The sequence below is a fragment of the Ktedonobacter sp. SOSP1-85 genome (assembly GCF_016587415.1).
GTDB lineage: Bacteria > Chloroflexota > Ktedonobacteria > Ktedonobacterales > Ktedonobacteraceae > Ktedonobacter.
In genome coordinates, this window is the sequence record NZ_BNJI01000003.1 from 1,861,228 (window position 1) to 1,879,898 (window position 18,671).

At 55.1% G+C, this 18,671-nt stretch carries 16 protein-coding genes and 1 pseudogene; 9 read left to right on the plus strand and 8 right to left on the minus strand.

Features of this window, described 5'->3' with window-relative positions:
- Positions 1-163 precede the first annotated feature (163 nt).
- Genes KTE_RS46070 through KTE_RS46085 form a run of 4 tightly spaced genes read right to left on the minus strand, consistent with a single transcriptional unit; the run spans position 164 to position 3,956 of the window.
- On the minus strand, positions 164-2,278 hold the full coding sequence (locus tag KTE_RS46070) for a recombinase family protein (RefSeq protein ID WP_201394171.1): 2,115 nt from the start codon (positions 2,276-2,278) through the stop codon (positions 164-166).
- 2 nt (positions 2,279-2,280) lie between these two features.
- Entirely contained in the window at positions 2,281-3,009 is a 729-nt protein-coding gene (locus KTE_RS46075; protein ID WP_201394173.1) for a DUF5372 family protein, read from the minus strand.
- A gap of 2 nt (positions 3,010-3,011) precedes the next feature.
- Positions 3,012-3,230, minus strand: a complete 219-nt coding sequence (locus KTE_RS46080; protein WP_201394174.1) for a hypothetical protein — start codon at positions 3,228-3,230, stop codon at positions 3,012-3,014.
- 45 nt (positions 3,231-3,275) lie between these two features.
- Positions 3,276-3,956: a class I SAM-dependent methyltransferase gene (locus KTE_RS46085; RefSeq protein ID WP_201394176.1), complete on the minus strand. Its 681-nt coding sequence runs from the start codon at positions 3,954-3,956 to the stop codon at positions 3,276-3,278.
- Between the two features lie 175 nt (positions 3,957-4,131).
- Here KTE_RS46085 and KTE_RS46090 point away from each other — a divergent pair, with 175 nt between their 5' ends.
- From KTE_RS46090 to KTE_RS46100, 3 genes are all read left to right on the plus strand, one after another.
- A complete protein-coding gene (locus KTE_RS46090) occupies positions 4,132-4,716 on the plus strand; it encodes a TetR/AcrR family transcriptional regulator (RefSeq protein WP_201394177.1) in 585 nt (194 codons plus the stop codon).
- A gap of 755 nt (positions 4,717-5,471) precedes the next feature.
- Positions 5,472-7,634: a serine/threonine-protein kinase gene (locus KTE_RS46095; RefSeq protein WP_201394178.1), complete on the plus strand. Its 2,163-nt coding sequence runs from the start codon at positions 5,472-5,474 to the stop codon at positions 7,632-7,634.
- Positions 7,538-7,948, plus strand: a complete 411-nt coding sequence (locus KTE_RS46100) for a PQQ-binding-like beta-propeller repeat protein (protein ID WP_374226878.1) — start codon at positions 7,538-7,540, stop codon at positions 7,946-7,948. The genes KTE_RS46095 and KTE_RS46100 overlap by 97 nt, the downstream gene beginning before the upstream one ends.
- Positions 7,949-8,091: 143 nt before the next feature.
- On the opposite strand, the gene KTE_RS46105 is transcribed toward KTE_RS46100, so the two are convergent.
- Positions 8,092-8,883, minus strand: coding sequence for an alpha/beta fold hydrolase (locus KTE_RS46105; RefSeq protein WP_201394180.1), 792 nt, complete (start codon positions 8,881-8,883; stop codon positions 8,092-8,094).
- Positions 8,884-9,488: 605 nt separating this feature from the next.
- Here KTE_RS46105 and KTE_RS46110 point away from each other — a divergent pair.
- Both KTE_RS46110 and KTE_RS50380 read left to right on the plus strand, forming a co-directional pair.
- Complete coding sequence (locus KTE_RS46110; protein ID WP_201394181.1) at positions 9,489-10,577, plus strand: hypothetical protein; 1,089 nt, start codon at positions 9,489-9,491, stop codon at positions 10,575-10,577.
- Positions 10,578-11,322: 745 nt separating this feature from the next.
- Positions 11,323-11,847, plus strand: coding sequence for a zinc ribbon domain-containing protein (locus KTE_RS50380; RefSeq protein WP_374226892.1), 525 nt, complete (start codon positions 11,323-11,325; stop codon positions 11,845-11,847).
- A gap of 33 nt (positions 11,848-11,880) precedes the next feature.
- On the opposite strand, the gene KTE_RS46120 is transcribed toward KTE_RS50380, so the two are convergent.
- Entirely contained in the window at positions 11,881-12,765 is an 885-nt protein-coding gene (locus KTE_RS46120) for a nucleoside hydrolase (RefSeq protein ID WP_201394186.1), read from the minus strand.
- Positions 12,766-12,982: 217 nt separating this feature from the next.
- Entirely contained in the window at positions 12,983-13,888 is a 906-nt protein-coding gene (locus KTE_RS46125; protein ID WP_236601032.1) for an aldo/keto reductase, read from the minus strand.
- A 273-nt stretch (positions 13,889-14,161) separates the two neighbouring features.
- Between KTE_RS46125 and KTE_RS46130 the strand changes: the two are divergent.
- The 4 genes and pseudogenes from KTE_RS46130 to KTE_RS46145 all read left to right on the plus strand — a co-directional run.
- Positions 14,162-16,011 (plus strand): annotated as a pseudogene (locus tag KTE_RS46130) (alpha-galactosidase); the annotation flags it as partial.
- 144 nt (positions 16,012-16,155) lie between these two features.
- Positions 16,156-16,380 carry a GH36 C-terminal domain-containing protein gene (locus KTE_RS48640; RefSeq protein ID WP_236601068.1) on the plus strand — a complete coding sequence of 75 codons (225 nt, stop codon included), beginning with the start codon at positions 16,156-16,158 and terminating at the stop codon, positions 16,378-16,380.
- A 172-nt stretch (positions 16,381-16,552) separates the two neighbouring features.
- On the plus strand, positions 16,553-17,485 hold the full coding sequence (locus KTE_RS46140) for an AraC family transcriptional regulator (protein ID WP_201394193.1): 933 nt from the start codon (positions 16,553-16,555) through the stop codon (positions 17,483-17,485).
- A gap of 140 nt (positions 17,486-17,625) precedes the next feature.
- On the plus strand, positions 17,626-18,060 hold the full coding sequence (locus KTE_RS46145; RefSeq protein ID WP_201394195.1) for a VOC family protein: 435 nt from the start codon (positions 17,626-17,628) through the stop codon (positions 18,058-18,060).
- Between the two features lie 248 nt (positions 18,061-18,308).
- On the opposite strand, the gene KTE_RS46150 is transcribed toward KTE_RS46145, so the two are convergent.
- Positions 18,309-18,656 carry a hypothetical protein gene (locus KTE_RS46150; protein WP_007920962.1) on the minus strand — a complete coding sequence of 116 codons (348 nt, stop codon included), beginning with the start codon at positions 18,654-18,656 and terminating at the stop codon, positions 18,309-18,311.
- Positions 18,657-18,671: the final 15 nt, after the last annotated feature.

The following is an 18,671-nucleotide window of genomic DNA, read 5'->3' on the forward strand; positions in this document are numbered from 1 at the left end:
TCGTCACGATTCTCGTCGTTGAGACGGACATTGAAACGGCTTCATGTCGCACCCTCATAGCGCCCGAAGCGCCGCCGCGCAAAATGCACACGTTCAGCGATGTTTATCAGAACATCGTGCACGGCGTCGATACGCCGCCATCAACACAACTTCCTCGAATACGTCATGATGCCTCCCTTTTTGATTGTCTGGTACGTCGGCCTTGACATCTCAGCCAGGCGTTCAGTCGTCTTTCATCATCTTCCGTCAAATAAATTTTCCAGGGCATGCTTCTACCCAGATGCTCGCCTTTGAGTCTGCCCGTTTTCAACCAATTGAAAATCGTGTCCTGACCCACACCCAGCTTTGCTGCAGCACCTTCTACGGAGTATGTGCCATCTTCCCACTTGGCAGGGTTATGTTGATTGTGGTTCAGCTTCACTGTCGGGATCTTCCACTTCGCGCGCAAGTGACAGACGATCTTGCTGGTAATAGGGTGAATGAGCCCAGGGGTCTGATATCCCTCCCGCTCCAACGTCTCCGCAATCTGAGCATCCATCAGCCCGGCGGCATTGAGCTCGCGCACACGTTGCTCAAGCGCCTGGGTACCAGTAAACACGGCATAACTGTTCACCCGGCGTTGGTACCAGAACTGCTCCTGAGCCCCCGTTTGCCAGTTGATTTGAACCCAGACCTGGCCTTCAACCCGTCTGCTATCGACGATGACTTCTCGAATCACCAGGCGCAGCATCTGTTTACGCTCCTCATTGGTGGTGGTCTCCGCTTGCCAGAGGGCGGGTAAATCGCTGCCCAGGGCCACAATGGCCTCGCGATCCGCCTGCGTGAGGGTGCCAAAGCGACGGGATTTCCAGGCGTGGTATTCTTTTTCCGCCGCTTCCACGGCACGGAGTTGCTCTTCCCACTGCTTCTCCAGCGAACGAGCTACCAACCGGTTTTCCGGCTCCACGGCCTGATACTGACGCTCGGCTCGCTTGGCCTGGTAGCGGGCGCGCTCCAGACGGAGTTCCCACTGCTTGCTTTCAGCTTGCTCTTCCTGCTCCAATTGCGCTAGGGCCGCTAGGGCGAGCGTGAGGCGATCTGGCCGCAGCGCTTCCAGGAACCGCTCTTCGACTTGCCGGTCCAGAGCCTGCGCACGCACACGTTGGCAATCTGTTCCGCCAAACTGGCTCTGGTCGGCGCTACACCGATACTCGGGCCATTCGCCCTGCTGACCAGAATAGTGCAAGTGGAATAAGGCTCCGCCCCGCCCACAGCGGACGATCCCTTGCAGTAACGCTTGCCCTTTGCGTGCCACGCCAGGCCGCTCCTCTCGATAGCGCAAACTATTCGCGCGTAATTGGTCCTGATTCGCCAGAAATTCTTCCCACGAAATATACGCTGGATATCTATTGTGTAAACAAATCTCCCATTTGTCAATGGGCTGCAGAATTCGCCCTCCACTCGGATGCGCTGGAGTGCGACGTGCCGGGTCAAAGAGCTTGCGCCCATAGACATAGGCTCCGGCGTAGGCTGGATTGTGGAGAATATCGAGGATGCCTGAGGTGCGTGCTGGTTGCCAGACCACCTCGTAGGGATCTGGGCCGACCCTGGGGCAAGCTGGCAACGGTAAGTGCACTGCCCGCAGGTACCGCATCACGCCCCCTGCCGAGCGGATTTCACGAAATTTCTCAAAGACCAGCCGGATGCGCGCCTGCACTTCTTCGTCCGGATTCAAGATGACTTCTCTGGCAGGCCCACGAGCCAATCCCACGGGTAGCCCCTGGCGCAGTTCTCCCCGCTCGGCTTTGTGTCGTGCTCCCGCTTGCATGCGCTGTTTGAGTTGGTGGAGCTCAGCCTCACTGAGCATGCCAGTCAAGCCTAACAGAAGACGGTCATGGTAGAGCCGAGGATCGTAAAGACGTTCGCCGTCGGCGATGAGGGTCCCGAAGATCGAACAGACTTCCAACAGTTGATACCAATCGCGATTGTTGCGGGCCAGGCGGGAGGCATCGTAGCTGAGGACCAGGCCAGCGCGAGCCAGACTAATCTCGGCGAGTAGGTACTGGAAGCCGCCACGCGCAAAGGCGTCGGCTCCAGATTTGCCCAGATCCTCATCAATGACTTCCACGCGTTCACGAGGCCATCCCAATTGGACAGCTCGCTCCACCAACGAGTACTGGAGTTCGGTACTCTCAGCGTGACGCGTGACTTGCATGAGCGAGGATTGGCGAATGTAGACATAGGCCATCTTGGCCCGCTGTTCGGTGGTTGGTATGAGAGAGAGCAACTCAGCATTCATGGTCACCCTCCCTCTCTTGCGCGGCTGCGCGCACGCGCCGAATGAGGTCGGCGACCAGGTGCGCCAGTTGCTGTTGATGGCTCTGGGGAAGCCGCTGAAAGATCGTCGTGGGACCTGGGGACACAGGACTCTGTTGGATGGTTGGTTGACGCTGTTTGCTCGGCATGGCTTTCCTCCTTGGCCTGCTTGAGTTGCTGCACCAGGCGTGCTAGAGGAAGAATAGTCCGAACTGAGATGGCAGGCAAGGGAGCAGCAGGCGAGGCTGCCCCCTCTGAGCGTTCGAGATTGGTTGCCGCTCGTGGCACCAGATGCCGCCGCCCGCTTGACAGCAGCACCATCACCTGGAGCGGATGATGCTTGACCCGCATGGGGAGCTGCGGGAGGGTTTGCCCATAGAGGGGATGAGCCGGGTCGGTGACCGTGACCTCACCACAGACTCGATCTAATAGTGGGGTTTCTTGTTGGGTGTGATTCTCCGAACCAGGAAGGGGTCGAAGAAACAGACTCGGATGAGGTCTGGATTGGTACTGTAGGATGCACCATACTTCTTCTCGTCGATCCTCGTTAACAAGGCAGAGATCGGTTCCTTCTCTGCTCATCGCCCCAAAGACGAACGTCGTTCGCTTGAGCGCCGTGAACAGCAGCACTCCGACCCTACGTGTCAGGGGCGAACTCCTGTCGGGCGCGCCGAGCGGGGTTGAACATACAGATGGGCGAGTGGTGATGTTCACCGTCAGGCCCATCCGCACACGTATGTTGACTTGCCACTGCCAGACTTGCCGACGATAGCGACAAACTCATTTTCCCAAACATGGAGGTTGGTTTCACGCAGTGCGGTGAATGAGCCAGATGGTGTCTGGTAGGCTTTACTGACCTGGCGTAACTCAATAAGTGATCCATTGGGGCCACCGCTGGTTCCCTGTGTTTGGCGTGCGTTCTGATACTGTCGCAATGCAAGACTCCTTTTCCTCACTTCGTTCTCTGACAAGAAGCACCCCTAGCTCCTTCTTGCTTTCACAAAACCGTAGTGCTTGTGTGCTGATGACACACTTCTGATGCGAAACGGAATCTCCCCAGTTTCTCTCTGGGAGAAACCCGCTTGCTTCAAAAGTGCAGGCAGATCTTGAAGACCGATCTCTCCCTCGCCAAACGGTTCAGATCGGTTCTGGTGTTCCTCCGAATGCTTGAAATCGATCATCAGCAGACGCCCTCCTGGTTTGAGGACGCGGGCAATTTCAGTCAGCCCCTGGTGCTTGAGGTTGTCCGGCACATGGTGCATCACAAAGGTCGAGAGCACGACGTCGAACACCTGGTCGGGAAAGGGGATTTGCTCGATTCCTCCCGGCTGAAAATCGATGGAGAGACCAGCACGCGTTGCTTTGCGGCGAGCACCAGCAAGCAACGACAGCGATGGATCGATACCACATACCTGTCCCAACTCTCCGACACGCTTTTTGGCAACCAGCGCCTGCGTGCCAGTTCCACACCCGACATCCAGTACGGTTTCGCCAGGCTGAAGTTGCGCCACATCCGCGGCCATCTGTCGAAACGTGTGCTCTTTCCCGCTCATGACCACCCACCGCACGAGCAGGTCATACCACCAGGCAGGGAAAGCAATGACGATCCCAGGCGAGTTGTGAAAAGAGGCTCCACCCAGTTGGGGCTTCTGTAGAGACATAGCACTTGCTCCTTTCAAAAAAACAGACTATTCTGTAATAGAGAGTCTCCTGTAATGGAGGATATCTCTATGCTCTATTACAAGGGAAAATCTCTTTGTTGACTAGAAGCAATCGAAACAAACAACGCACTACCGCGCACTTGTTCAAAAGTGTCCAGGAAAAAGGGGGAGTTGTGTGAAGCAAGAGAAACAGGATCGCCGTTCCCGACGGACGCGCCAACTGGTCAGATCAGCACTCGCGGAACTGTTACAGGAAAAACGCTATGAGGAGATCACTGTACGTGACATTCTGGAGCGGGCGAATATTGGCAGCTCAACTTTTTATGCTCATTATTTTGATAAAGACGATGTTCAAGCTTCGCTGCTCAAAGAGTTGTTTGAACAGCTCCTCCAGCAACTCCTGAGCAGAAGTGGGAAGCAGGAGGTGGTACCGAGCCTGGAGCTGTTTCAGCATGTCCAGCAAAACATCCCCCAGCTTCAAGGACTCATCAGGAGTCGATCAGGGGAAACCCTCTGGAAGGTGGTGGAAAGGACCATGAGTCAGACGATTGAACACACTCTGACCGGCGCCACCAGCGCACCGGAAGACAAGGGGGTGCCAGCCCCACTGGTGGCGCACTACCTGGCCACGACGTTCCTGACGCTGCTCAAATGGTGGCTCGCCGAGGATATGCCGTATTCGGTGGAACAAATGGACGAGTTCTTTCAGCAACTTACTCTGCCCGGCAGGTGGGCCCCCGTCGAGAACAAGAGCGAATAGGCCGACTCTTGCTTCTTTTATCAAGAACACAGATCAATGTTCAAACCGGGCGAAGCACGAGGAAGGACACAAGAGACTAGCCCCCTCCTAGATGTACAGGAACAGGTAGTAATGTGAGACCTGACAGGCAACTGGCTTTCATCTCGTTGCGCGTCTCGTGGGAAGACCATCAAAATCGTTGCAGATTTCACCTTATTTACTATTTCGTTCAACACGGGATGTTCATTTGTCTCTCAGGCGAGACCATACAACAACGATTAAACGCTGCCGTGGAGCAGACGAGCAAGCATCATCCCAAGCTGTGTATTGCACCTTCTGAAGCTCCAAAGAGAGAACCAAGCGAGGGTGAACACTTCCCTCGCCACTAGCCCCCTTGCCCAAAGGCAACGCGTTGACAAGGCGCAATGCATGAGAGGCTTTTGAAATACGAATGACCCTTATACCTACCTAATTGGCTCTCCGTCATCTACCACACAGCGAGACGGAAATTTTGCCAGTGCTTTGTGGAGATTCCTGGCAGAAACCAGTTGGCTTGAATCTCTTTTTCTCGAGCATGAGGTGAGCACAGGACAGAACGGAGAACCAAAAACCTCTTCCTGGTGAAGGAACGCTGCTCCGTGAACATCCCTCCCACCCTGCTATCGGCAATACCATCAAAATGTGACCATGCAAACTTGACATGTAATATATGCGTGCTCTAGAATAGAGCCGTGAGCGTAGATGGAGTGTCTTTCTGCCACAAAAAGAGGTGTACAATGGCGGATCGTCCCAATCGTGTCGGCCAACACATTGGAGAGTATCACTTGTTGCGTAGGCTGGGGGGTGGCGGCTTTGGCGATGTCTATCTTGGAGAGCACAAACATATTCATACTCAAGCTGCGGTCAAGGTGCTTCATACCCCTCTGGCAGGGAGCAACGAATTCAAGGAATTTATTAACGAGGCCCGCACCTTCCGGCTGCGCCATCCCCATATCATTCAATTGCTTGATTTTGGCATTGATCGTGACGAGATCCCTTATCTTGTGATGGATTACGCCTCTCACGGCACCCTACGCGACAAACACCCTAAAGGAACACCGGTATCTCTCTTTACCATGCTCTCCTACATTGCACCGCTCGCTTCCGCATTGCAGTATGCCCACGAGCAGCATCTCATCCATCGAGATGTGAAGCCGGAAAATATGCTACTGGGGGCTCACGACGAGGTGCTGCTCAGCGACTTTGGCATTGCCGCCGTCGCACACAGTTCCCGCTCGCTGAACGCACACGAAGGCATCAGTGGCACGCTGCCATATATGGCTCCCGAACAACTTCAGGGCAACCCGTGCCCGGCCAGCGACCAATATGCCCTTGCCATCGTTGTCTACGAGTGGCTCACCGGCAACCGCCCCTTCAAAGGGACAGCTGCTGAGATCGCAATGCAACAACAAATGGCATCGCCTGCTCCTTTACGTGAACAGGTGCCAACGCTCTCCACCGAAGTGGAACAGGTTGTGCTAACTGCGCTCGCGAAGGAGCCTCGCCAACGCTTTGCCAGCGTGGTGGCCTTTGCGAACGCCCTTCAGCAAGCCAGCGAGAGACAGGAGAGATCCCCCCGTCTTGTGCCGCTCCCATCCTCGCTCAACACGTTCCCGCTTCCGGGAGCAGCGGTACCGACACCAACAGCGGAATCGGTTGAGGTCGTCGCACCTCTGGAAAGTGGCCCCGTCTTTCCCAAGAAGCTTCTCTCTCCTGTTTCCACACCACTCGCATCACCTCCGCCCACCTCTGAACTGACCGAAGCAGCAGGTGCTCCAGCTCTCCCACCGTCTGCCGTTTCCTCCAGCATCGCTCATGCTGTGCCATCACCTCATGGGAAACAGAGGGTTCGACCGCTTGTTCTCTTCCTTCTTGGTCTGGCCGTCCTTGTTCTTCTTGGCAGTATTGGCCTATCGACGATGACAATGCAGATCTCCACGTATAATGCGAATGCCACGGTGACAGCACACAGAGGAACGGCAACCGTGAACGCTTTCACCACAGTGACCGCTACCGCGTACACTCAACCAGCCACCACCGACAGGAGTATGTTTGGCTTCGACGCTCAGCGTACCCGCAATAATCCGTTTGAACATATCTTAAACGCGACTACGGTGCCCGGTCTCAAGAGTGCATGGACTTCCAGCCCAACTGGCAGTTTCATTGGCTCGTCGCCAGCGGTGCTCAATGGCGTGGTCTATGTCGGCTCTGATGATCATAAACTCTACGCTTACAAAGCGAGTGGCTGCGGCACGAGCATGTGCTTCCCACTCTGGGCCTCCAACCCTACCGGCGGCATCATCAACTCCTCGCCAGCAATAGCCAATGGTATTGTCTATGTCGGTTCTGATGATCACAGGCTCTATGCCTACAAGGCCAATGGGTGTGGCGCAAGCATCTGTTCCCCGCTCTGGTCCTCTGCCCCCACCGGCCAAGCGATTGAATCCTCGCCAGTAGTGATCAATGGCGTGGTCTATGTCGGCTCGAATGATCACAAACTTTATGCTTACAGGGCTGATGGGTGTGGCACAAACACCTGTTCCCCACTCTGGTCCTCCGATCCCACTGGTGGCATCATCTACTCCTCGCCAGCAGTAGCCAATGGCGTGGTCTATGTCGGCTCGAATGATCACAGGCTTTACGCTTACAGAGCTGATGGGTGTGGCAGTGGCATACATACCTGTTCCCCGCTCTGGTCCTCCAATCCCACTGGAGATATCATCAATTCCTCGCCAGCAGTGGCCAACGGCGTCGTCTACGTGAGTTCTCATGATCACAAACTCTACGCCTACCATGCAGAGGGATGTGGCACGAGCACTTGCTCCCCCTCTGGTCCTCCAGCCCAACTGGAGACTTTATCTATTCCTCGCCAGCGGTGGCCAACGGCGTCGTCTACGTGAGTTCTCATGACCACAAACTCTACGCCTACAATGCTGCAGGATGCGGTAGCAGCCTCTGCCTCCCCCTCTGGTCCTCCAGCCCAACTGGCAACTGGATCACCTCCTCACCGATAGTGGCCAATGACGTCGTCTATGTAGGCTCTGATGATCACAAACTCTACGCTTACAAAGCGAGTGGCTGCGGCACGAGCATGTGCTCCCCCCTCTGGTCTTCCGATCCAACTGGCGGTTGGATCACCTCCTCGCCAACAGTGGCTAACGGCGTGGTCTATGTTGGCTCTGGTGATCACAAGCTCTACGCCTTTCACCTGTAACGACTCCCCACCCAAGCTTGTTTTTTGAAGGACAAGCCCGGTCGTCGAGGCCATGCTGAGTGTTGTGTAAAGGCCAGCCTTTTCAAAGAAGGATATTTGAGATGATACTACAGGAGATGGTTAAGATAGATCTAGATGCCATATCAGTCGACGAAGAACTCCTCCAACACGGGAGCGAGGATCTGCGGGACGATATCGTGTGTCTGATCCTTGAGGCGGCGGTGTTGCCCTTTAGGCAGGGAGTCTACCAGCGTTTCTGCGCCTTTGTGCATCCATGCAGGGCTCTGCCCACCGTCCACCACGAGCGTGGGGATCACGACGGAGGACACCAATTCGGTTGGCAATGGTTTCCCCAACTGGATATCTCTTAGGATGGTCATTTCGTAAACGAGGGTGTGCGCCATAGCCTCAAGCGCGGGCCGGAATGGGGCATGTCGCAACTGAGCAACGACTTCGACAGGCATGCCCACCCCTTTCGTCTGGAAGAGCTCGACCGCTTCACCTCGACGACCCGCCGCTATCAGCTCGGCGAGTTGTGCCGCGAGATCCTCTGGTGGCCGAGGTCGACTCTCATCAACGATCAACGGGGGCTCATACAACGCTAGCTTCGTGATGGCGACTCCGCGAGCTGCCGCCTTTAGAGAAAGGGCCGCACCGGAGGAATATCCAAACACCGACGCTGATCCCCCCGCTTCGACGATGAGGGCTTCAAGATCCTCGATCTCGCGGTCGACTGCATACGGTGCCTTATCCCCACTGTCACCTCGCCCCCGGCGATCGTAGGTGAACACGGTGAAGTGCGATGCCAGCAACTGAGCCAGAGGCGCGCCTGCCGATCGATCGTTGAAGGCGGAGCTCACCAAGATAATCGGCGATCCCTCACCCAACCGGTCGAACGCAATTAGGGTATCGTCTTTTGAAATGACTGTTCTCAATGGTGGTTTCCTCTCGTGAACACATTATCCGCTTGTAAGTTGCAAGTAGAAACAGTATAAATCCAGGAATCAGAAAAACTTCTTCGATTTTGCTCTTTTACACAGAACTTGGGAAGGTATCCCTCTTAACCCATTTAGAGGTAAACACCATAATTTCAGCGAAGCCTTTCCTCTCCGTGGCAAGCTCTTGTTCTCACTGCCCAGAGGCGTGACCTTGCTGGCCCCTCAATGGTTTGACCAGCGAGCGAAGTAAGCACGTATAACAGGCTTTCTTCAATCTGTAGATGAAGAGGGTCTGTATACTACATCTGGCAGTGCGATGCACCCTTGGCATATGCAAGACACTCCTCATATGGCGACGTTGGTTCTCGGTGCCACAGCCTTCTCTAAAAGCCAGCGCTCGCAGACGCCAAACTGCGTAAGCGCCTTGCTCACACGGCTTTCTCTCACGCAACGGGAGTTGCCCAGAAGAAGATGGGCGTTCATGCCTTCTTCCTTGTTCACTGGTGCGCCTTCACAAGAAGCCACAGGGAGCGAATAAGGTGCCGAGACATGCATCTCCAACTGCCTTAAGACCATTCATCTTCATGAAAGAGGAACAGACAATGAAAGCATTGATAGGATATGACTGGCCCCAAGCAGGGACCAAGCAAGTTGCGTATATGAGTCAGGACCACCATATCCACGAGTTTTATGTGGGGGCTGGGGGGGACTGGCAGCATGCCGACCTGATGCTCCAGGCAGGTGCTCCTATCGCCAAGAGCCGCTTCTTCGTTGGTTTTGCCTGGCCTGAAGAGGGAACCAAGCAGGTCGCCTACCTTGGACCTGGCAACCATATTCACGAACTCCGGGTGAGTGTGGGTGGATCCTGGCAGCATACCAACCTCAGCTTGATCACAGGCGCTCCTCCAGCCATCCAAGTGTCCGCAGGCTATAGTTGGGCAGAGGGTCATTCCAAGCACATCGTATTTGTGGGCGATGATACCCACATTCACGAATTGTATCTGGAAGCAGGAAAAGCATGGCGACATGTCGACCTGACAGATCTGACCGCTGCTCCCTTACCCGGAAGCCATAGAATGGTTGGCTATGAGTGGGCAGTGGGCCATTGCCAGCAGATAGCCTATGTCGGCCAGGACGGGCATATTCATGAGCTGTGTCAGGGTAGTTGGGGCATGTGGCGACACACCGATCTAAGCGCCCAGACCAACGCTCCACGTGCGGTGGAGGTGAAGGTTGGCTTCGAATGGCCTGAAGGCCAATGCAAACAAGTCGCCTTTGTCAGCGAGGATGGGCATATTCATGAACTCTATCAATCGATTGGGAAACTGTGGACCGACACCGATTTGCATACGATGATCCAGGCCCCGCTGGCAACGAATGTCATCACGGGATATGCCTGGCCGCAAGGACAGTCAAAGCAAATAGCCTATGTTGGTCAAGATGGGCACGTTCACGAACTCGCCGTTGCCGCGAGTGGAAGCTGGCAGTATACAGATCTGACCACGAAAACCAATGCGCCGATCACGCCGATTACCACCATGGATGGCTATGCCTGGTCCGCGGGCGAATCCAAGCAAGTCGCCTATGTTGGCGATGATGGAGAGATTCGCGAACTCTGGATGCCTCGCGCGGGTTCCTGGGAGTATGCCAACCTCACGATGAAGGTGATCGCTATTCCCGCACGGTTTTAACGCTGCGCTGATTTGAGGGGGAAAACGAGCGTGCATACACGCTCATTTTTCCTCCCAAGGAGTGCTCTTCTCCCAGAGACACCAGTATCTGGTCAGCGTCTCCAATGTCTATCCTCGTTCTAGCTGACCAATCCTGATGACGAGTGTATGATGTTCAATCCTCGTGGGAGAGACCAAGAGAGGCTGGGGAAAGAACCCTTTCAGAAGAGCATCGTTCTTTACTTCTATTGTAGCAAACTATTAGAATTTATTATTGTGAAGTACCCAGCGTTAAAAAAATATTCATCCTGTTTTATACGCTGTTTACGCGCTAGGTGTAAATTTTTCAGGAGCAGAAGGACAATCTGGAATAGGTGATGAAAACGTTCGACTAGTGATGAGTGGCAATGTAGCTGAAGCCATAAACCTTGTTATACGCCTTAACAAGGAGAACATTCCCCTGGCTCTTGCTGACTTGCCTGCGGATCTACAAAATATTCATCCTATGACTGATGATTTAAAAGAGTTGTATCACGCTCTTGTGTATAATCGAGGGAAGTGTCAGGGTGCTCTGGATGTCGTCCCCGACCCATTGTGACGGCTTCCCCACGGCTAGAAGCCAGGAGACTCCTTGCTACGTTATGTTGAAACAGTAAAGAATGGAAAGGAGACAGCCAACGTGGCGATTCGTATTCGTAGTGATGAAGAAATCTGGGCAGAAGGCAGGGAAGAACTGAAGTGGGATCAGTGCATCTAGCCAGACAACATCCAGGTCATTGTGCAAGATGGAGTTGTCAGCCTCAAAGGCTGGGTCGATTCGTATGCGCAAAAGATTGCAGCCGAGGACGCCGCGCGCCGCGTTCGTGGCGTCAAGGATGTTAACAACGAACTTGAGGTCCGCCTGCCCGAGACTGCCACACGCAACGACGACGACCTTGTCAAAGCCTTAATCAACACTCTCAGCTTGGACCCCGCTATTCCGGTTGACAGGCTGGAGATAACGGTGAGCAAGGGTAAGGCCGAATACCCCTTCCAGAGATTAGAAGCAGAGTGGGTTATTATCTTATGCGAGTACAAAGCTGAAAATGCTGGTACTGTGCAGGTCCTAAAAGTTGATCCGAAGTACACCAGCCAAATATGCAGCGGTTGCGGAACTGTGGTCAAGAAGGAACTCTCGGAGCGTTGGCACTCGTGCGAGTGTGGCTGCGAACTCGACCAGGACCACAATGCCGCCATCAACATCAAATGTCGCTGGCTCGGACGGAGCCTTCAGGATGCGCAAGCATCCTGAGAAGCTGCTGGGTTTTTAACCCAAGCGGAGTCGTCACTGAAAGACGTGGAAGTAGTGTTCAAGAAAGCGTTCGGCATTGACTGAGAGGGCTACCTCGTGGCGTGCGCGAACGCCGCCTGGTTGCCAGTAGGTCTGCCCGCTTTTGCCCTCATCCTTGATCTCGACCGAGACATTGCCAGGTGAGAAGGTGCAGAGCGCGTTCTCAAAAATTGTCGCCGCCGCCAGGGGATCGTGGAAGGTCACCATATCGGCGCGCTCAAACCAGACCTCCGCGAAATCCAGGACCGGGCGTAGCAGGGGATGCGTGCAGCGCTGGTGGAACTCCGAGGCCGCCATACGGACCTGCATCGTCACATCCAGGCCAATAGAGCGGTGGATGGGCACAGCTGCGCGATAGACGATTTCAGCCGCGTAGGGATCATTGAGGGCGTTCCATTCGCGTCCAGAAGGAGCGAACTGTCCGCACATCAGCACCAGGCCCTTGAGGAGTTGAGGGATATCGGGATAGGTCGCAAAGAGCAGAGCGATATTGGTCATTGGGCCAATGCCGAGCAGAACAACCTCGCCCGGATGAGAGCGGATGGTTTGCTCCATAAAGGTGATCGCCTCACCCTGAGGGAAGTCGTGCGCATGTGCCCAGCGGTCGAGCGCGGCTGCCTGCGGGGACAGCGGTTGTTGAATGGGGGTGAGGAGGGGTTGTTCCACGCCAGGATAGATGGGAATATCCTGGCCCGCAATGGTGCAGAGGGCGCTTGCCATCTTCGCGCGCTTCTCTGCCTCACCAGTCACGGTAGTGATGCCCAGGAGATCGCACCTGGGCTGAGCCAGTAGATAGGCCAGGCAGACAGCATCATCAATGTCGCTGCCAATATCGGTATCAAGCAGAATTTTTATGCTTGTAGAAGCCTGTGAAGTCATTGCGGCGCGAAGGCCTCCTCGCTGTGAATAGTATGTGTCCTGGTATAGAGAGGACACAAGCTATTGTAAGCCATGCTCAGCCTTTTGCCAAGTGAGTCTCTGCAATCCTTCTTTACATTGATGTTTAGATAAATAGAGAAGGTTCTACCACGTCCTTTCTAGCTGTTGCTTGGCAGCCAGGCGCTGAATGGCGGATGTGGTAGAACCAGGTTCATCTCTATCCTGCCTGATTTTGTGCCTGATTTTGCGCCTGATTTTGCCACTCGCGCTTCCCTTGCTCGTCGAGCGCCTTGAACTCATCGTCGCTAAGAGTGACGCTCGTCGCGGCCACGTTCTCCTCCAGGTGCTTCACCTGGCTGGTACCGGGAATAGGCAACGTTACAGGGCTGCGCTTGAGGATCCATGCGAGCGCGATTCCACTGGGTGTGGTATTGTGCTTGTGGGCGATCTCGTCAAGCTGTGAGCCAGCCTGTGCCAGGTTGCCCGATGCCAGGGGGAACCAGGGGATAAAGCCGATATTGTTGCGTGTGCAGTAATCAAGGACCTCTTCGCTCTGACGGTTTACCAGGTTATATAGGTTCTGTACGGTGACGACCTGGAAGAATTTCTGAGCTGCCTGGATCTCCTCCGTATTGACCTCACTAAGACCCGCATGTCGGATCAGACCTTCTTGCTGCATCTGTTTGATCACATCGAACTGCTCATCGCGTGGGACCTTGGGATCGATCCGGTGGAGTTGCCATAGATCGATGCGCTCGATACCCAGGCGTCTCATGCTCATCAGCACACACTGGCGCAGATATTCGGGACGCCCAAGCGGGAGCCAGATATCCGGTCCATGCCGGGTTAGGCCGCCTTTGGTCGCGATAACGAGACCTTTATAAGGATAGAGTGCCTCATGAATCAGGTTCTCGCTGACCTCGGGGCCGTAGCTATCTGCCGTATCGATAAAGTTTATGCCCAGCTCAGGAATCCGTTTCAGTGTGCGCAGGGCCTCCTCACGATCAGCGGGTTCGCCCCAGATGCCTTCCCCTGTGATACGCATGGCGCCATATCCCAGGCGGTTGACAGTAAGGTCCCCACCAATGGTAAACTGCCCGCTGGCAGCTGCATTACTACTCATAGCTCGTATTCTTTCATTTTTCAAGATGGACCTGCCGTAAGCGCAGGCATGTATGATTGGCGCAATCCTTCGCGATCCTAGCGATCTACCGGTGATTACACGCTTTATAGAAACATAATGTCTCACTAAAGTATGGGCCTTGTATTGATGGGAAGCTCGTCAAGCGTCACAGCATGCCAATATCCGTGATATACTGAGGTCCCAGGCCTTATTCCATTCGCTAACCACCGGCATCTGGTTCGATAAAAAAACAAATGAGGAAGACGATATAGCATGCTAGAGCAATCAGCCACATCATGGCACCAGAAGACACCTGGCGCTTCAGATATTTTAACGACCGGTATTCACCAGCATCCAACACAGCGGAGCTGGCTGCTGGTGACGGAGAATAGTACATACGCTCTGGGGGTTACAGAGGAGGAGTATGTACTCAATCTCTACTGGGGGGCGCGCCTCGCCTTCTTCTCCGATATCCCCGCAGCATCTATGCCGCCTGACAGATCATCGCAGGATGTCAGCCTGGCGCTCGCGCCCGAAGAATATCCCGCGTTTGGTGGGCTACGCCTTGGCGAACTGGCCGCGAAGATCACCTTCGCCGACCAGACACGCGATGCCGACCTTCGCTTTCATGATGCCGAGATTGGTGAGCAAGACGGTTTGCCTGCATTGCGCATTCTCTTACAGGATGCGGTCTATCCTTTGCAGGTTGCTCTGCTGTACCAGGTAGATGTCGCGAACGATGTCATCATTCGTTCCGTGTGCTTTACTAATCAGGGCGTGGACCCTATTGTGCTTGAGCGCGTATTCTCCGCGGTCTGGCATCTGCCACGCCAGGTCGTGCCACGTCGGCTGACCACATTAGGGGGACATTGGGCTGGCGAGAGCCGCCTCCAGCAGCAGCAGGTTGTGACTGGTACAACGCTGCTGGAGTCGCGTAAAGGGGTAACGGGCTCGCATGCCTATCCCTGGTTCGCGCTGGATACCCAGGCCAATGAGCAGCAAGGAGAGGTCTACTTTGGCACGCTGGCCTGGAGTGGTAACTGGGCCTTGCGCATAGCAACAACGATCACTGGGGCCACCGCGATTGGGGGTGGCATTCACGAGCATGATTTTGCCTGGACACTGGCCGCGCAAACAAGTTTTACCACGCCCGATTTTGTAGCGGGCTTTACGCTTGATGGCATGAATGGAGTACGCCGCCGCCTGCATCGCTATGTTCGCGAGCAGGTTCTGCCGCAAAAGCAGGCTAGCCAGCCGCGTCCCGTATTGTATAACTCCTGGGAGGCCACAACCTTCGATGTGACTGAAGAGGGGCAACGCTTGCTGGCCGAACGTGCCGCAGGGCTGGGTGTGGAGCTCTTCGTCGTCGATGATGGCTGGTTCCCAGGGCGTGTGCATGATCGAGCTGGCCTGGGCGATTGGCGCGTCGATCCGCAGAAGTTTCCCCATGGCCTGCGTCCGCTTATCGAGCGCGTGAAGGCATTGGGCATGCAGTTTGGCTTGTGGGTAGAGCCGGAGATGGTGAACGCTGATAGCGACCTGTATCGCTCACACCCAGATTGGATCTATCATTTCCCGCAGCGCCCACGCAGCGAGGCGCGCAACCAGTTAGTCTTGAATATGGGCCGCCAGGATGTACAGGCGTACCTGCTCACGGTGCTGGATCAATTGTTCACCGAAAATGCGATAGATTTTATCAAGTGGGATATGAATCGTCCCCTTGCGGAGCCGGGCTGGCCTGAATACGTCGCGCAAGGCGGGGACGCGCGTGAGATATGGGTGCGCCATACACAGGGCGTTTATGCTATTCTGGATGCCTTACGGGCTCGCCATCCAGAGCTGAGTATCGAGTCCTGTTCCTCGGGGGGGGCCGGGCCGACCTGGGCGTGCTCCGGCGTACAGACCAGGTCTGGACGAGCGATAATACACATCCTGACGCACGCCTCTTTATTCAAGAAGGCATCTCGCATATTCTGCCTGGTCGCGTGATGGGGGCCTGGGTGACTGATATGCCGCATGACCGCATGGTAAATGAGATCCCCGTACAGTACCGTTTTCATGTCGCCATGATGGGTGCGCTTGGGGTCGGTGGTCACCTGCTGCATTGGAGCGATGAGGACCTCGCGGAAGCTGCCCGCTGGATCGCCGTCTACAAATCGATTCGCCACCTGGTACAGGATGGCGATCAGTACTGGCTCCTTTCGCCGACGGCCAGCAAAGGCGATCTTGCGGCGGTCACAAGTGTCGCGCCCGACGGCAGTGAAGCGGTGCTCTTTGCCTTCCGGCGCAGCAACCCTTTCTGGGAGCCACTCCCTTTCCTGCGCTTACAGGGCCTACAGCCAGCGACGCAGTATCGCGTGCGAGAGTTGGGCAATGCCTCTGCACCAGAGATCGTCCTCTCGGGGGCCGCGCTCATGGGGCGAGGACTGGAGCTGCCACTGCGTCGCGGTTCATACGCGAGCTGCCTCCTCCATATACGCGCCGAAGCCTGAGAGTAGTTGCTTAATTCCCACACCCATGCAGGTGCGAAAGGTAGGTGCGCCCTTCAGAAGCACCTACCTTTCGCACCTGTATGGACCGCGGCCTTCTCGCATAATCCACTCTTGCATGGACGGGGAAACTCTTAACTTAATGTGTATGGAGTAAAAGAAGTGAGGGACTACTTTGGCTGAAAAGTTTGCGGTTTCTCGGCGCACATCTCTACCAGCACATTCGGATGAGCCGACTCCTCCAATACTTTTTCTCTCTAGCGAGGAGATGGGTTGGGATGGACTGGTCGCGCGTGCATATCATGAGCCAATGCAGTTTGAGGGGTTTATTGAGTCTGACCCTGACATGCCCCATATTCCCCTGGTGCTGTTCGCTGGCGGGGCGATGTATATGGAGCGTCGCCCTGTGAATGGCTCCTGGAAGGGAGGGGTCATGCGTGCGGAAGATCTGATGCTGGCTCCTGATGGGAGCGTGTCCAGCGAGTTGCGCTGGAACGGCCTGACCTCCGAACCAACGCAGACTCTCCATCTCCATTTGAGTAAAGATCTGTTTGCGCGAACTGTGAAGGAGGTGGCTGACTATGATCCCGCCCGCCTGACGCTGATTGGGCGCTCAGGCTTCCAGGATCCCTTGCTGACACAGATTGGGTTTGCGCTGTGGCGAGAGCTGGAGCATCCGGCCCCTGCGGGAAAACTCTATGCCCAAACCGCGGCCCAGATGCTCGCAGTACACCTTTTGCAGTATTATACATGTGCGCCAATACACATACAAGAGAGGTCACAGGGGCTGACACGCCAGCAAGTGCAACGTGTGACCGACTTCATTCAGGCTCACCTTAGCCAGGATCTCACGCTGGAGGCCCTGGCCCAACAGGCTGGCTTCAGCTCCTACCATTTTGCCCGCTTATTCCGGCAGACCATGGGGGAGAGTCCACACCAATTTGTGCTACGCCAGCGGGTTGAGCGAGCACAACACCTGCTCAAAAAGACTGATGACCCCCTTGCGCACATTGCATTAGAGAGTGGATTCGCCAACCAGAGCCATTTGACCCGGATCTTCAAGCGTTATCTCGGCCTCACTCCACGAGGCTTTCGGCAGCAGGAGTAAATCCGCGCATATTTGTACCAGGATGCGCAAGAATAGGCAAGATTCCCTTCTTCCTTTCGCTCTATCATAGAAGCACGAAGTTGATGACAAAGCGAGATGAACTCTCATGTCATTCATATGAAGCGAAAGGAATACGCATCATGGCACTTGAACTCTACATGCTCGGCCTGATCACCCAGGATATGGGCAAAGCACTGGAATTTTATCGGCGGCTTGGTCTGGCCATTCCCGAGGGGAGCGAAAAACAGACGCATGTTGAAGTTAAGATGGGGAGCGGGCTGACCTTCTTCCTGGACTCTAATCCTTCTCGTTGGGACCCTGGGTTTGTCAGCGGGGATGAGCAAGGACACCTGGAAGCAGCCGATAGCTACCGCTCCGTTCTGGAATTCTACCTGGAGACACAGGAAGCGGTGGATACAAAGTACGCCGAACTTACCGGTTTTGGCTACCAGGGCCTCCGTACACCCTACAAGACCTCCTTCGGGATGTACTTTGCGCTGATCGCTGACCCCGACGGAAACACCATCCTGCTCTCCGGCGACCTGGCCGCAAACGGGACGTCGAAAGAAGGTTGAGGATCATCCCAGCGGAATGGACCAGCAGTTCTTCGCCTCCCCTGGCGGCTAGTTCGGCAACGCAGGCCTCTTCACCAAAGCCGGCGAACATGGAGATATGCATTGGTGAGGTAGGTTTAAGAATAAGCCATATCATGGCATAAGGAGATAACCTGGTAAGCAGAGGTCACAAGAGAGAACTATCTCACCCGAGATAGTTCTCTCCTGTTATGACTATTAGCTGTGCTGCAATTGTGCAGGAGTGAGTGCTAGTGCTGTTGATCCAGGCGACGCTGGATGGCGGAGCGCCTGCGATTGGCGAAGTAACCGATATCAGCACAGCGCCGTTCAATGTCATGAATGGAAGAACTGGGGGAGAGCGCAAGCACCCACTTGTGTTCCTGTATCTCAAGAATTTCAAGTTGATTTTGTAGTTCAGCGCGGGGAATAACCTGTGTGCCAGCGAAGGAGCCATCCACCTCGACCATTGCTACGATAATCTGATTTCCCTCTGTCTCGCTACAGACATTGGCAATGGTTGCCGCATGTTGGCGAAGGACTTCGGTTGCCTGAACAGTTCTCTGCGCTCGTTCAATAGCCTGTACAGTCCAAGTCATGACGTTGCCTCTCTT